Source organism: Salinicoccus sp. ID82-1 (assembly GCF_021991715.1).
GTDB classification, from domain to species: Bacteria; Bacillota; Bacilli; order Staphylococcales; family Salinicoccaceae; genus Salinicoccus; species Salinicoccus cyprini.
Genome location: NZ_JAGFLY010000003.1, coordinates 117,334 through 133,058 on the forward strand (window position 1 = coordinate 117,334; position 15,725 = coordinate 133,058).

14 protein-coding genes are annotated in these 15,725 nt (G+C 48.6%); 6 read left to right on the forward strand and 8 right to left on the reverse strand.

Translation table 11 applies throughout. The features are described from left to right. The first annotated feature begins 291 nt into the window (after nt 1-291). Entirely contained in the window at nt 292-1,290 is a 999-nt protein-coding gene (trpS, locus tag J4760_RS08390; RefSeq protein ID WP_237605425.1) for a tryptophan--tRNA ligase, read from the forward strand. A 5-nt stretch (nt 1,291-1,295) separates the two neighbouring features. Further along, nucleotides 1,296-1,454 (forward strand): hypothetical protein, encoded by a 159-nt coding sequence (locus J4760_RS08395; RefSeq protein WP_237605426.1) that lies wholly within the window; start codon nt 1,296-1,298, stop codon nt 1,452-1,454. Between the two features lie 625 nt (nt 1,455-2,079). Here J4760_RS08395 and fabF read toward each other — a convergent pair. The 7 genes from fabF to J4760_RS08430 form a co-directional block, all read right to left on the reverse strand. Next, entirely contained in the window at nt 2,080-3,321 is a 1,242-nt protein-coding gene (gene fabF, locus J4760_RS08400; RefSeq protein ID WP_145284239.1) for a beta-ketoacyl-ACP synthase II, read from the reverse strand. Next, the gene (locus J4760_RS08405) at nt 3,314-4,276 is read right to left on the reverse strand and encodes a beta-ketoacyl-ACP synthase III (RefSeq protein WP_237605427.1); all 963 of its coding nucleotides are present in this window, start codon (nt 4,274-4,276) and stop codon (nt 3,314-3,316) included. The genes fabF and J4760_RS08405 overlap by 8 nt, the downstream gene beginning before the upstream one ends. Before the next feature lie 113 nt (nt 4,277-4,389). Further along, nucleotides 4,390-6,264 (reverse strand): oligopeptide ABC transporter substrate-binding protein, encoded by a 1,875-nt coding sequence (locus tag J4760_RS08410; protein ID WP_237605428.1) that lies wholly within the window; start codon nt 6,262-6,264, stop codon nt 4,390-4,392. 299 nt (nt 6,265-6,563) lie between these two features. Beyond that, nucleotides 6,564-7,670 carry an ABC transporter permease gene (locus tag J4760_RS08415; RefSeq protein WP_237605429.1) on the reverse strand — a complete coding sequence of 369 codons (1,107 nt, stop codon included), beginning with the start codon at nt 7,668-7,670 and terminating at the stop codon, nt 6,564-6,566. Between the two features lie 15 nt (nt 7,671-7,685). Beyond that, on the reverse strand, nt 7,686-8,648 hold the full coding sequence (gene opp4B / locus J4760_RS08420) for an oligopeptide ABC transporter permease (RefSeq protein WP_145284230.1): 963 nt from the start codon (nt 8,646-8,648) through the stop codon (nt 7,686-7,688). A gap of 7 nt (nt 8,649-8,655) precedes the next feature. Continuing rightward, a complete protein-coding gene (locus J4760_RS08425; protein WP_237605430.1) occupies nt 8,656-9,585 on the reverse strand; it encodes an ATP-binding cassette domain-containing protein in 930 nt (309 codons plus the stop codon). Next, the gene (locus J4760_RS08430; RefSeq protein ID WP_237605431.1) at nt 9,582-10,631 is read right to left on the reverse strand and encodes an ABC transporter ATP-binding protein; all 1,050 of its coding nucleotides are present in this window, start codon (nt 10,629-10,631) and stop codon (nt 9,582-9,584) included. The genes J4760_RS08425 and J4760_RS08430 overlap by 4 nt, the downstream gene beginning before the upstream one ends. Before the next feature lie 404 nt (nt 10,632-11,035). Here J4760_RS08430 and J4760_RS08435 point away from each other — a divergent pair, with 404 nt between their 5' ends. After that, entirely contained in the window at nt 11,036-11,233 is a 198-nt protein-coding gene (locus J4760_RS08435; RefSeq protein ID WP_145284221.1) for a YjzD family protein, read from the forward strand. A 47-nt stretch (nt 11,234-11,280) separates the two neighbouring features. Here J4760_RS08435 and J4760_RS08440 read toward each other — a convergent pair whose 3' ends face one another. Beyond that, nucleotides 11,281-12,366, reverse strand: a complete 1,086-nt coding sequence (locus J4760_RS08440) for an NAD(P)H-dependent flavin oxidoreductase (RefSeq protein WP_237605432.1) — start codon at nt 12,364-12,366, stop codon at nt 11,281-11,283. A 202-nt stretch (nt 12,367-12,568) separates the two neighbouring features. On the opposite strand from J4760_RS08440, the gene J4760_RS08445 reads away from it, so the two are divergent. The 3 genes from J4760_RS08445 (at nt 12,569) to glpK (ending at nt 15,661) form a co-directional block, all read left to right on the forward strand. Continuing rightward, nucleotides 12,569-13,117 (forward strand): glycerol-3-phosphate responsive antiterminator, encoded by a 549-nt coding sequence (locus J4760_RS08445; protein ID WP_237605433.1) that lies wholly within the window; start codon nt 12,569-12,571, stop codon nt 13,115-13,117. A 163-nt stretch (nt 13,118-13,280) separates the two neighbouring features. Beyond that, complete coding sequence (locus tag J4760_RS08450; RefSeq protein ID WP_145284215.1) at nt 13,281-14,099, forward strand: MIP/aquaporin family protein; 819 nt, start codon at nt 13,281-13,283, stop codon at nt 14,097-14,099. A gap of 50 nt (nt 14,100-14,149) precedes the next feature. Beyond that, the gene (gene glpK / locus J4760_RS08455; RefSeq protein WP_237605434.1) at nt 14,150-15,661 is read left to right on the forward strand and encodes a glycerol kinase GlpK; all 1,512 of its coding nucleotides are present in this window, start codon (nt 14,150-14,152) and stop codon (nt 15,659-15,661) included. Nucleotides 15,662-15,725 lie beyond the last annotated feature (64 nt).

Sequence of the window (15,725 nt, forward strand, 5' to 3'; positions counted from 1 at the left end):
CACTCCAATTTCAAAAAGATTTGTAATATTAGTTTATACCCGTTTTGACTGTTTTCTAATCTGAATTGACATGATTTTTCGTGAAACTTGATAAATTTCGGTATAAACCTTATTTACACTCTGTAGTATACAGGGTAAAGATTAAAACTAAATGAGAATCATGTAATAATCACGCAAATTTTTAGAAAAATTATGCCAAATTTATGTCACCACTCCGATACCTCCTGTATTGCAAGGTGGCCGGAATTTTATTATCATATAAATAATGACTAACATAAAGGTGATTACGAGATGAAAACATTATTTTCAGGCGTTCAGCCAAGCGGCATACCTACAATAGGAAACTACATCGGCGCCTACAAGCAGTTTGCAGAGATGCAGGATGAATACGATGCATACTTCTGCATCGTCGACCAGCATGCGATAACCGTCCCACAGGACAGACTGAAACTGAGGGAAAACACACGGAAACTCGCAGCCATCTATCTGGCGTCGGGACTTGATCCAGAAAAAATCACCCTCTTCATCCAGAGTGAAGTGGCAGCCCACGCCAAGGCCGCATGGATGATGCAATGTGTCGGCTACATCGGAGAACTGGAGCGCATGACACAGTTCAAGGACAAGGCACGCAGGCAGAATCAGCGTGATGGCATCAGTGTCGGCCTTCTGACATATCCATCCCTGATGGCGGCGGACATTCTGATCTACGGGACAGACGTTGTACCTGTCGGTGAAGATCAGGGGCAGCACCTCGAACTGACACGCAATATGGCAGAACGCTTCAATTCCAGATACAATGATATATTGACTGTTCCCGAAGTCAAGCATCCGGAAGTCGGCGGACGCATCATGAGTCTGAACGATCCGACGAAGAAGATGTCGAAAAGCGATGATAACCAGAAAGGTTTCATCTCTCTACTCGATGATCCGAAAGCTGCGGCCAAGAAAATACGCAGCGCAGTGACAGATTCGAGCAGCGAAGTGAAATACGACAAGGAAGAGAAGCCAGGCATATCCAACCTTCTGACCATCTATGCCGCTTTGACCGAAAAGAGCATTGCAGACCTTGAGAAACAGTATGAAGACAGCAATTACGGTGTTTTCAAAGCCGAACTTGGCGAAGTCGTCGAATCATTCCTGATCGACTTCCAGAATAAAGTGGACCACTATCTGGAAAGTGGAGAACTCGATGACATTCTGGACCAGGGCGCTGAAAAAGCCTCCAGAAAAGCAGACAAAATGGTGGAGAAGATGGAACGCGCCATGGGGCTCGGCAGAAAACGCAGATAGACGATATGGATGATATGGATGATATGGATGATAGACGGATCAGTGCTCTGATCCGTCTTTTTTATTACCGGCTACTACGTGAAGAGGAAGAAGAAGCGGCTTTTTCTGCTTGCATCATCAAGTTTGTTGGGGATGTGCCAGTGGGAATGAGATTAGCCCTCTAACTTGCCATGGTAGCACCTACGACGGTGAATTGGCCCTCTAACTCGCCATGGCGGCGCCCACGATGGTGAATTGACGCTCTAACTCGCCATGGTAGACCCCACGATGGTGAATTAGCCCGTTAACTCGCCATGGTAGCGCCCACGACGGTGAGTTGGCCCTCTAACTCGCCATGGTAGACCCCACGATGGTGAATTAACCCGTTAACTCGCCATGGTAGCGTCCACGATGGTGAATTGGCGCTCTAACTCGCCATGGCGGCGCCCACGATGGTGAATTAAGCCTCTAACTCGCCATGGTAGACCCCACGATGGTGAATTAGCCCGTTAACTCGCCATGGCGGCGCCTACGATGGTGAATTAGCCCGTTAACTTGCCATGGCGGCGTCCACGATGGTGAATTAAGCCTCTAACTCGCCATGGTAGACCCCACGATGGTGAATTAGCCCGTTAACTCGCCATGGTAGCGCCTACGATGGTGAGTTAGCCCTCTAACTTGCCATGGCAGCGCCTACGATCCGAGATCAATCAGAATATATAAAAAGAAGACAAACGCCGTGTCAAAACGGAGTTTGTCTTCAATCTGACCTGCCTTCCCTCATTAAGGAAGACAGGTTTCATCATCTATCTATTCATCATACTTTTTGAATACCAGGCTGGCGTTGTGTCCGCCGAAGCCGAAGCTGTTTGAGATGGCATACTTCAAGTCTGCTTCTACTGCACCTTCTGTGACGTAGTTCAGATCGCAGTCAGGGTCTGGTGTTTCCAGATTGATTGTCGGGTGAACTTTACCATCTCTCAGGCTGAGTGCTGTAATGATGGCTTCCATGCCGCCGGTACCGCCGAGCAGGTGTCCTGTCATTGATTTGGTGGAGTTGACGAGCAGCTTGTAGGCATGGTCTTTGAAGACGTTGCGGATGGCCATTGTTTCGAACATGTCATTGTACGGTGTACTTGTTCCATGTCCGTTGACGTAGCCGATTTCTTCAGGCTTTATGCCTGCATCCTTCATTGCCTCGAGCATTGCACGTGCGCCGCCTTCTCCTTCTTCTGCAGGTGCTGTAATATGGTGGGCGTCGCCTGTCGTACCATAGCCGACAACTTCCCCATAGATTTTTGCACCGCGGGCCTTTGCGTGTTCGAGTTCTTCGAGCACTACAATACCTGCACCTTCTCCGATGACAAATCCATCTCTGTTCTTGTCATATGGGCGGGAGGCCTTGTTTGGATCATCCGAAGTCGTCAGTGCTTTATTGGCCTGGAAACCTGCAACACCCATTCTGGTGATCGGTGCTTCCGTACCTCCAGTGACCATCGCGTCCGCCTGACCGCGTTCGATGAACTTGAATGCTTCACCGATCGAGTTTGTACCTGTGGCACAAGCCGTTACTGTAGCACCATTCGGACCTTTAAGACCATGCTTGATGGATACCTGGCCGCTTGCCATATCCGGTATCATCATCGGTACGAAGAAAGGACTTACACGACGTGGTCCTCTTTCGTAGAGCACTTTGAATCCATCTTCCAGTGCCTGGATGCCACCGATACCTGAGCCGATCCATACACCGATACGCTCACGGTTGTCATCCGTAATATCGAGTCCGCTGTCTGCAACAGCTTCGTCGGAAGCGACCATCGCATACTGCGTGAAGCGGTCCATGCGACGTGCTTCTTTCTTATCCATGTAGTTTTCGATGTCGAAGTTCTTGAGTTCTCCTGCGACATGGACATTGTACTCGCTGTTATCTATGCGAGTAATCTTATCAACGCCATTGACTCCCTTAAGGGCATTCTCCCATGTTTCGGGCGCGGAATTGCCGATTGGTGTCAACGCACCGATACCCGTAATTACTACTCTTCTCTTATCCATGAGTCTCCTCCTTATTGTCTCCCCATGTCAGGCAGATCGCACCCCATGTCAGGCCGCCGCCAAAGCCGACCAGAACGAGAGTGTCTCCTGATTTTATTTTACCATTTTTAATCTCGTGATGGATACTTAATGGTATGGATGCCGCTGAAGTATTCCCGTATTTATCTACAGTGGTACTCATTCTTTCCTGTGGGAGGTCCATACGTTCACGTGCAGCATTCATAATCCTTATATTTGCCTGGTGAGGCACTAGCATATCTATATCATCTTTGCTCAATCCAGCCTTTTCAGTCACATTGACACTGGATTCGCCCATCTGTCTGACAGCAAACTTGTAGACTTCGCGGCCATTCATCTTTATATTGCCTGTTTCAGCTTCATCGTAGAGGTAGGGGCCCCCCGCGCCATTGCTGCCGAGTTCAAATGAATGCATGCCGTATCCTTCCGACACTTCACCCATGACGATTGCACCGGCGCCATCTCCGAAAAGGACGGCTGTTGAACGATCGGAGAAATCGGTGATTTTGGACAGTTTGTCCGCTCCGACAACAAGCACTTTCTTATAGGTGCCCGTCTGGATGAACTGCTGGGCGGTCACCATACCATAGATGAAGCCTGTACAGGCTGCCAGCTGATCCATTGATGGAACCTGCCTCAAACCCAGTCTGTGCTGCAGTACAGTTGCGACTGTCGGAAACTGGTGGTCGCCTGTAGATGTTGCCACAATGACCAGATCGATCTCCTCTTTATCTATTCCGGAATTTTCGATCGCTTCCCTGGCGGCTTCATACGCCATGTCGCTCGTCTCCATTCCTTCTGCATAACGGCGTTCCTTGATTCCCGTCATTTCTGTAATCCATTCATCTGAAGTGTCAAGAATCTTTTCAAAATCATGATTGGTGAACACTTTCTCCGGTACATACGTACCCAAGCCCAATACGCCGACTCTTTTCATTTGATCACACCTTATAATCTCATATTATCACTAGGTACTAATCTATCACATCGGGCGTGCTCATACAACAAAAAAAGCATCCATGCAATAGGCATGGATGCTTTCAGTGCATCTTATTCCTGAACTTCTGTGACACCCCAGTTGTAAGGTGCTGTTTCTTCATTGAAACCGAGTTCGATGCTGTAGTTGACAACTCTTTCGTTTACAGGAACAACATATGCTCTGTAGAGTGTCGGGATTACAGGCATTTCTTCAACCATGAGTGCCTGCCATTCGTTATAGATCTCCTGTCTTGTTTCGAGATCGAATGCTTCTGCAGAGTTTCCTCTTTCCATCAGCTGAGTGCTCTCTTCAGTTGCATAGCGTGGGTAGTTGAATGTTACATCCGGACCGTAGAGACCGTAAGGGTCGACGTCGGAACCAACACCCCATGCACCTTGATAGATATCTACTGCTGGATCGTCATTTTCAACCATATCGTAGAATGTGTTGAACTCGATCAGGCGTCCGTTGGTAAGCTGTACGTTCAGGCCGACTTCTTTCCAGGATTGGATGTAGTAGTTGGCAAGTGGTTCAGCTGTATCGCCACCGGACATGGAAGCGAAGTTGATTTCAAGTGGTTCGCCTTCTGGTGTTTCACGGAAGCCGTCCCCATCGACATCTTCGTATCCTGCTTCATCGAGAATACGGTTTGCTTCTTCAGGATCATACTGTGGCACTTCAACGCTGTCATCGTGCCAGTTTGCATGGTAAGGTGTGATCAGAGTCGTTGCTTTCCAGCGCAGTCCATTATAGAAACGGTTGCCGACAGCTTCGTTATCCATTGCGTGCCACATTGCACGACGAAGTTCCGGATCGCCCATTTTGGATTCTTCAGGCATGTAGTTTACTCGGCCTTCATCTTCATTCCACTCACCCAGTTTGAAACCGATATAAGTGTAGGCACCCTCGATGTTTGCCAGCCATTCCACACCTTCCATACCCTCTACATCCGGATACTGGTCAGTCGGGAAGTTGATTGCGAAGTCGATTTCGCCAGTTTCCATAGCATTCGCTACAGAAGATGGTGAAACGACGCTCAATGTTACACCGTCAAGATTCGGTTCGCCTCTCCAGTAGTCTTCGAATTTGGACATTACAACGGCTTCCCCTGGTGTAACAGAATCTACTTTATAAGGTCCGATTCCGATAGGGTTTTCACGTGTCTGTGGTGCTTCAGGCATCTCAGCTACTGCAACCCCTTCATAGTGGTGCTCAGGCAGTGCATAAGGCCAGAACCCGCCTGCTGTAAGGGATGGTGCAAGTTCCGTGTAGGTAAATACTGCTGTCTGATCATCCACTACTTCGATACCGGAGATGGAATCCGCTTCTCCTGCTTTGAATTCATTGTAGCCTTCGATCAGAGTGAAACCGTCAGTCGCACCACGTACGCCCGGATACTCGGGATCACCGATCACTTCGTATGCATAGACATAGTCCTGGATTGTCAGTGGTTCACCATCGTGCCAAGTGACGCCTTCCTGCAGTGTGAAAGTGACAGTGTTATCATCCTGGTTTACTTCATACTGGAGTGCACCATCATTTGTATACTGGAAATCTTCATCCATCGTGAACAGTGGCTCATCGAACAGGCTGATGACTTCAAAGTCAGGATTTCCTGAATAGAAGTTGAAGTTCAGTGTGCCTTCAAACGGTGTATCTGAAGTCAGGCCCACATTCAATGTACCCCCTTCAGCAGGTTCCCCTTCATTCGATACTGTCGTACCGAAGTCTTCATAGTTGTATACGTCACCAGAAGCTGAATCCTCGCTGGACCCTTCTTCTGTTTCTTCTTCAGTGCTTTCTTCTGTCGTCTCTTCCGAGCTTGCATCGCCGGAAGCTTCTTCAGTTGTTTCTTCCTCTGATGATCCTCCACCACATGCAGCAAGTGCAAGCACCATGATGAGCATTGTGAAGAACATCAATTTCGACCACGAAAATTTTGCCATCATACTTCCTCCCTCTTCATTTAGATAATTTAAACTGATATATACTCAAGTTCAGTTTAAGGCTGAAACTTAGTACCATAATATGTAAATAAATCACTTGTCAAAAATATGTGATTTATTCATCTATGCATAATATTATCATAATTATCTGAAATATCAATGCTGTTTTGTTTAAAATTTTCAATAAATTTGTATTATGACACTTAATTGTTAATAATTCCTAAAATTTAGTTATTTCAATAAAATCGCTTACTTTTTATTTCATAATAAGAGCCCCATTTCATATGGGGCCCTGAAAATCAAGCCTGTCTCTGTCTGGCATCTCCTGCACGTCTCATCGCTTCGCCGATGTTGCGGACACATAGCATGAGTACAAGTATCATGATTGCTGCCGGCACCCAGATCCATGGTCTGTGCTGCAGTGTCTGTGCGTTGGTCGCATAGGCCATCAGTGTACCGAGAGATGGCGTATCTTCCGGGAAACCGAATCCGATGAAGGACAGCCCCGACTCTATACCGATATTCGCCGCGAGCGACAATGTGCCATTGACGATGATGATACCGACAAGGTTCGGCATCAGCTGTGTAAATACAATCTTGGCGTGTGAACTGCCGAGTGTTCTGGAAGCATTGATATAGTCCAGTTCACGTTCCTGTATGGCGAGTGAACGGACAAGCCTTGCGGTACCCGTCCAGAGGAACGCTGCCATTATCAAAGAAAATGTGTAGATGTTGTATGTTGGTGTGATTGTAACGAAGACGATGACGATCATGAGGAATGGCAGGACCATGAAAAAATCCACAATACGCATCATGATGTTGTCGATCTGACCACCGAAGTAGCCGGACACCACACCGAAGACGATACCGAAACCGACACTCATCAATGTAACGAGAATACCGATTGCAAGCGAGTTTCTCGTTCCGATGATCAATTGGCCGAATATGTCCCGACCGCCATAGTCGGTACCGAGCCTGAATGTTTCATCGGGCGCCTGGTTGATGGCGAACAGGTCGACCATGACAATCTGCTCCCTGTCGAGAAACATCGTCAGACCGAAAACATAGGCGGTAATGATAGTGAAGATGATCAGTGAAAATAAAGCCAGCTTATCGGCGATGACTTCCTGGATGATGATCTTCCAGCCGGGTGTACTTCTCGGCAGGTTCTTCGAATCGAGGGCGCCGTGGCCGGCAGCACCATGCTGTATGTCCGCTTTGATGCTCATGTCCATGTCGCCTTTTTCATATGTGTGGTCGTCATTCGACCTGGCTTCGAAAGGATCACCATCCCTTGGCATGTCATCACTTTCCGTATTGCGCCGATCCAGCTCCTGCTGACGGAGACGCGTTCGTTCTGTACGTTCATTATCGGAATTCTGATTGTAGTCATTTCTATTGCTCACTTTATACGCTCCTCCTTATTTGATGCGGATCCTCGGATCAACGATACTCAGAATGATATCGGACAGCAGGGCGCCTACAATCGCCATGAACCCATAGAGCAGGATCAGAACGTTGGCCACGCTGAAGTCACGTGTGGATATGGAATCGACGAACAGTCTGCCCATACCCGGATAGCTGTAGATCATTTCTATGAAGATGGAACCTCCGAGCAGTGCAACGATTTCGTAGCCGAAGAATGCTGCGATCGGAAGAATCGAGTTTCTGAAAATGTGCTTGTTGTATACAGCGGATTCTTTAACGCCTTTTGCACGGGCAAGGATGATGAAATCCTTCTGCTTCGTCTCGATGATGCCGCTTCTCAAGTACTGGACAGTACCGACCAGTCCGATCAGCGCAATCGCAAAACTTGGCAGTACAAGGTGGTTTATTTTACTCAGTACATAGTCCAGACTTCCTGGTGCCACACCCGGTGCAACGGACCCGCCTGTCGGGAACCATCCAAGGTTGTAGCCGAATATCCATAGGACGACAAGACCGAATATGAACTGCGGCGTTGCAAAACCAAGGTATGTATAGCCGGTGATGGCATTATCGAGCAGAGAATCGTTATATCGACCGGATATGAGACCAAGTGGCAGACCGAGCAGGTAGATCAGTACTGTGGAGAACAGTGACAGCCAGATTGTGTTCATCAGACGATCGCCGATGACATCCATGACCGGACGCTGGTGGAAGATCGATGTTCCGAAATCGCCTTGGAACATTGCGAATATCCAATCCCTGTACTGTATGTACCATGGGTTGTCCAGGCCAAGTGCTTCTCTTCTTGCCTGTATTGCTTCTGCAGGTATGTTTGGATCAATCAGCCCGGATAGTGCATCTCCGGGCATCATGGAACCCATTATGAAAACAAGGACACTCAATACGACGAGCTGCGGAAATGTGATCAGCAGTCTTCTTATAGTAAATTTCAGCATTTTTTCATCAACCTTTCACCGGTAGCGCGACTCTGTGCGTCTCTGAAATGGATTGCAGCGGGAAAGCTCTGCCCTCTTCGTCAAGATGATCGACAAAGTTCTGTTCATACTCTTCCTTGACCTTCTGTCTCATGGCAAGGTTGCTTTCGATTTCATCCACATCTGTATCAGGAATTGCCGCAATCAGTCTTTTTGTATAGATATGCTGAGGGTTGCTGAAAATATCTTCAGCTCTGCCCTCTTCTACAAGGCGCCCCTGATACATGATGCCGATGTGCTTGCACATGTGCCTGACAACACCGAGATCGTGAGCGATGAACATCATCGTAAGATTCATGTCCTGCTGGATATCCTGCATGAAGTTGAGCACCTGGGCCTGTACGGACACGTCGAGTGCTGATACTGGCTCATCTGCAATGATCAGCTTCGGGTTCAGTGCGATTGCCCGCGCCACACCGATTCTCTGACGCTGTCCACCTGAAAATTCGTGCGGATACTTATAGAGGGATCCGGGTGGCAGACCGACTCGCTCCAGCAGTCTCAAAACTTCCGGAACGAGTTCGCTCCTCGACCGTCTATGATAGTTCCTGATCGGTTCCGCCACGATATCGAATACACGTTTACGCGGATTGAGTGATGAATATGGATCCTGGAAGATCATCTGGATATCATCTCTGACATCCACCGACTTCCCTTTTGTATTCAGCTTGGTGCCATCAAAATAGATTTCTCCACTTGTGACAGGATTAAGCCCCATTACAGCCTTGCCTGTTGTCGTCTTGCCGGAGCCGGATTCACCGACCAGTCCATATGTCGTCCCTTCAGGAATGCTGATGCTCACTCCGTCCACAGCCTTGACATGATCTTTGACCGTATTGAAGAAGCCGCCCTTGATCGGGTAATGGACTTTCAGGTCTTTAATTTCCAATAGGTTCATCGTGCCCTGCCTCCTCTGACGCCTGTTTCAAGCTGGTATTCCTCAACGCCGACATCCTGTGTGGATTCACCTTCGAGCGTAAAATGCTTGTAGCACGTACAGCGTACGAAGTGATCGTCTGCAATTTCCCGCAACTGGGGATTCTCTTCATGCGCGGATGCACTGATCCATGGAATGCGCGGTGCAAAGCGGCAGCCAGTCCGGTCCATCTTGTTCAGCGCCGGTACAACACCCTGGATGACATGCAGCTTTTTACCCAGCATGTCTTCGGATGGCAGAGAGTTCAGCAGAGAACGCGTATATGGATGCTGCGGGTTCTTGAACAGTTCCCTGACCGGTGCTACTTCGACAATCTGCCCGGCATACATGACGGCGACACGGTCGGCCATCTCAGCCACAACACCGAGGTCATGGGTGATCAAAAGGACGCCTGAGTTCAGGTCTTCCTGCAGTTCCCGGATCAGGTCAAGAATCTGTGCCTGTATTGTCACGTCGAGTGCTGTTGTCGGTTCATCCGCGATCAGCAGCTTCGGACGGTTCGCGATTGCGATTGCAATGACGACGCGCTGGCGCATGCCGCCGGACAGTTCATGCGGATACGCTTCTGCCACACGGTCGGGCCTCGGGATACCGACACGATCGAGCAGTTCCACAGCATATTTGTCCCGGTCACTTTTCGATTTCGTATTATGTATCTTGAGCGTTTCAACAATCTGCTGCTTTATCTTCATCAGTGGGTTGAGGGCTGTCATCGGATCCTGGAAGATCATAGCCAGGTCGCCCCCACGTATTTTATTCATCTTGCCTTCATTCAGTTTCAGAAGGTTCTGACCCTGAAAATTGACCTCCCCTTCGATGCGGGCTTTTCTGTGCAGCCCCATCAGTGAGAATGCCGTGGCACTTTTTCCTGAACCCGACTCTCCTACAAGTGCAAGTACTTCATTCGGCTTGATGCTGAATGTCACATCATCGACTGCCGGAAAGTACTTGGTCCCGATTTTAAAAGAGGTTGTCAGATTTTTTACTTCTATCAGCTTTTCAGACATCTATTTTCACCCATTCTTTCTTCGTTTCATATCATACATCGTGCAACCTTCATCCTGGAAAATAAGGAATATTCGGAAAAATAAATATGTACCAGTTTCAAATAATTGCATCTGAACATGAAATCATCTTAGTATATTGTACGTGTCAGAAAATTAATTTGCAACACTCGTTTTTTGAATTGCAACAATATTTAAGTATTTATGAGTATTAAATATACACTAATGCATAAACCATTTCAACTTGTTTTCCATTTTTTTACGGCAATATGTAACCGCTTACATTATAATACACTGTTTTCTATCATACAAATATGACAACTATTTTTTTATTTCTTTTACTACTATACATTGAAAGTGTTTTAAGTTATCATTAGTTTATCTAAATTTGTAGTGGAGGCAGGACCATGCGGTATATCATCAGTTTCATCTGGGCACTTATGCTTACACAGATGGTTAACTTCGTACTGAACAGTCTCGGCGGCGGCGGACCTTACAATGTATGGAGCGGCGTACTGCTTGCAGTACTGATCACGTTGACACTCGTCATTCTGGATCTCATCCTGAAGCCGGAAGATACGAACGAAGCACAGCATAATCATTGATCATATCGAAAAGACCCAACCATCGGTTGGGTCTTTTCATGTTCCTGCTATATGACAATGCCGAGCTCCTCTGTCTCTACAACCAGCTGCTGGACGAGTTCAGCAGCTGACATGTATCTCGCCATGGCTTTTCCCTGCCCGGCTAGCAGCATGGCATAGTCGGTACTGTTCTGCGCCTTCGAAGCATCCTGTATCGGCTGCGTCAGAGTGCGCTGCACAGGATAATCCACCATTCTTTTCGTATGCTCGGACATATCCTTGATGAACGTGTTCTTGATTGCCCGGGCCGCGCGTCCGGTGAATACACGTGTCAGTACGGAAGGGACATCCCTATCGGCAGACAGTGCATTCTTATGGACCGCGTGTGCACCGCTCTCCTCAGTGGAGATGAATGCTGTACCGAGCTGGACGCCTGCAGCACCGAGTATCCGTGCTGCTGCGATGCCGCGGCCGTCCATGATGCCACCTGAGGCAATGAGCGGAATCGACAGATGATCCGCAGCTTCCGGAATCAGGCTCATCAGACCAACCAGACTATCTTCCACCGGGTCCAGAAATGAACCCCGGTGGCCCCCTGCTTCCACCCCTTGCAGAACGACTGCATCAAAGCCTGCGCGCTCCACCATTTCAGCCTCCTTGACCGTTGTCGCAGTGCCGATCAGAATGATGCCCGCTTCCTTCAGACGCTCTATCTGCTGGTGGGATGGAATGCCGAAGATGAATGAACATACGGGGACCTGCTCCTCGATGATCACTTCAATCCGTTCATTGAATTTATTTTCAACATCCTCATAGGCAACGGGGGAGACTGTGCGCTGATCAAGATCGAATCTTTCATAGAGCGGCTTCAATGCTTCATATGCTTCTGAAACCCCCTGTTCAGTCACTTTGAACTGCCACGGTACGAAAAGATTGGCACCGAATGTTCCGGCATCCTTCTTCAGATCCCGGATCAACTTTCTCAAGTCTTCCGGTTCCAGTCCGCCGGCACCGATCATGCCAAGCCCACCTGCTTTCGATACGGCGCTGACGAGCCTGAGTGTCGTAATGCCGCCCGCCATCGGGGACTGGATGATGGCGTGATCCACGCCAAGCAGATTTTTGAGCATGTCATTACTGCGTGATGTTTTCATGTATTTCCCTCCTGCGAGAACATCATTGGACGTGTTTCTTCTATAAATAATATGCAGGTGGTCCGTCCACTCTTTCAACCAGCATGCTGGATACTGTCCACCATTGTGACTATCTATACCCGAATTTTCAATTACTATACAATGCCGCATCAATCCTCTATGATGAACTGGACCAATAAACTAGAAATGAAGGTGCAATGGCATGAAAATCCTACCTGCAATCCGTTCAATGAAAGATTTCGAGAAACTGATCGGGAGCCGCTACCGTGCCTGTGTCGTTCTGGACATGCATATCGGACATCTGGAAAGCCACCTCACCACCATCAAGAAGCATGGGTTCGATGTCTATCTGCATCTGGATCTGATCAAAGGTCTTTCCGTGGATACCGCATCGCTTGAATTCATCCATCAGAAGTACAAGCCGACCGGCATTGTCACGACACGCAGTCGTGTCATCAAGAAAGCCAACCAGCTCGGCATGGAGACGATACTGCGTGTATTCGTCATCGATTCATCAGCCATTGAAAAAAGCATCGAACTCATCAGACAGTCCGAGCCGAAACTGATCGAGATACTGCCGGGCGTTGTACCGAAGGTGATCCACCTGTTCAAGCAGGAAGTGGATGCCGAAGTCATAGCCGGCGGGCTGATCGAGACACAGCGGGAAGTCGATGATGCGATTGCTGCCGGCGCAAAATATGTGACTACGAGCAAGACGGAACTCTGGTTCAGTCCGGACAATCATATGTGATGATGCATAACAGGTGTTGACAGCGCTATCATTTTAAGGTAGATTAAGGATAAGTTAATAGGACACGGAGAAACAGAGCCCACATTTATAGCTTGTACATAGCTATCAGTGTGGGTTTTTTTATGTTTTATTAGCCAACAAACAAACAAAGGAGTGATTTGCAATGAATGTCTACATTGCAGAATTTATCGGTACGGCCATTCTGATCCTGTTCGGGGGCGGCGTTGTTGCCAACGTCAATCTGAAGGGATCTCTGGCAAAAGGGGCCGACTGGGTCGTTATCGCATTCGGATGGGGATTTGCGGTAACATTCGCAATCTATGCTGTCGGACAGGTCTCAGGTGCACACATCAATCCGGCTGTTACACTCGGCTTTGCTTTTGCAGGCACGTTCGAATGGGGAATGGTAATCCCATACATCATCGCACAAGTACTCGGCGCCATGTTCGGAGCTTTCCTCGTATGGCTGCACTTCATGCCGCACTTCAAAGCTGAAGAAGATCCGGGTGCTAAACTCGGCGTATTCTCGACCGGGCCAGCACTGCCGAACTACGTGTCCAACTTCGTCAGTGAGATCATCGGTACTTTCATCCTTGTGATGGGGCTGCTGTTCATCGGAGCGAACGATTTTACAGAAGGTCTGAACCCGCTGATCGTCGGCTTCCTGATTACAGCAATCGGTCTCAGTCTCGGTGGTACAACAGGCTATGCCATCAACCCGGCACGTGACCTCGGTCCAAGACTTGCCCACTTCATCATGCCGATTCCAGGCAAAGGCAAGTCCAATTTTGCATATGGCATCGTTCCGGTACTCGGTCCATTGGCTGGCGGTGCACTCGGTGCTTCAGTCTATAACGCAATATTTCTCGCGGAGATGAACATGTTCCTTTTCCTTGCAATCGTATTCACTGTTTTGGTTCTCGCGCTAGGGGTATTTCTTAATAAAAGCCTGCTCAAGGGGAAAGCCTCAAAACTGCTATAGTCTCCATAGGAACAATCTAGCAAATTCAAAGTAAAGGGGAATGAATCAACATGGAAAAGTATATTCTATCAATCGACCAGGGGACAACAAGTTCCCGTGCCATCCTATTCAATAAAGAAGGGGATATCGTCGGCACGAACCAGGCGGAATTCAAACAGTACTTCCCACAGTCCGGCTGGGTGGAGCATAACGCCAATGAAATATGGAGTTCCGTTCTTGCGGTCGTGGCAGGGGTCATGACTGAAAACGATATCCGGCCGGAGCAGGTCGAAGGTATCGGCATCACCAACCAGAGGGAGACTGCAGTCGTCTGGGACAAGAATACCGGCCGTCCGGTCTATAACGCCATCGTCTGGCAGTCCCGTCAGACGGCGGAGATCTGTGACACACTGAAGTCACAGGGGCATGAAGAAACATTCCGTAATAAAACCGGCCTATTGCTCGACCCTTATTTTTCCGGAACGAAAGTCAAATGGATCCTCGATAACGTGGAAGGTGCCCGTGAAAAGGCGGAAAATGGAGACCTGCTCTTCGGCACCATCGATACATGGCTCATCTGGCGATTCACTGAAGGCGCGGCCCACGTGACGGACTACACAAATGCCAGCCGTACGCTGATGTACAACATATATGATTTGAAATGGGATCAGGAGCTGCTTGAACTTCTCGAAGTACCGGCATCCATGCTGCCCGAAGTGAAATCATCCAGTGAAGTATACGGTGAGACGACAACTTCCCACTTCTTCGGACGCAATGTACCGATTGCCGGCGTAGCCGGTGACCAGCAGGCAGCCCTCTTCGGTCAGACATGCTTCCAGGAAGGCGATGCTAAAAATACTTATGGCACAGGGTGTTTCCTGCTGATGAATACAGGGACGGAAGCCATCAAGAGTGATAACGGTCTATTGACCACCATCGCCTACGGCATCGACGGCAAAGTGAAATATGCACTTGAAGGTTCCATCTTCGTTGCCGGTTCGGCCATCCAGTGGCTGCGTGACGGACTGCGCATGTTCAACAACTCTGCACAGTCGGAATCCTATGCCAAACGCATCGAGTCCACTGAAGGTGTCTACATGGTTCCGGCATTCACCGGCCTGGGTGCTCCTTATTGGGATTCCGAAGCACGGGGAGCAATATTCGGCCTCAGCCGTGGCACGGAAAAGGAACACTTTGTCCGCGCGACACTCGAGTCACTCGCCTACCAGACGAAAGATGTTCTTGATGCCATGCAGAAAGACAGCAACATCGAACTTGAAACACTGCGTGTCGATGGTGGTGCAACAGCCAACGATTTCCTCATGCAGTTCCAGGCTGACCTTCTCAATACGAGAGTGGAACGCCCTGAAGTGCTTGAAACTACAGCTGTCGGTGCTGCGTACCTTGCAGGACTCGCTGTCGGCTTCTGGCAATCCACCGACGAACTGAAAAAAGTGAGCGAAACAGACAGTGTATTCGAACCTGAGATGGAACAGGAACAAAGAGACTCCCTCTATGACGGCTGGCAGGTCGCCGTACAGGCGACCCAGGCCTTCAAGCCGAAGCATCTCAAGAATAAGTAAAGACGCTTCATAATAAAGACCCAAGATCCGCGCGGCCTTTATTTTTCTAAAAAACTAGGAGGTA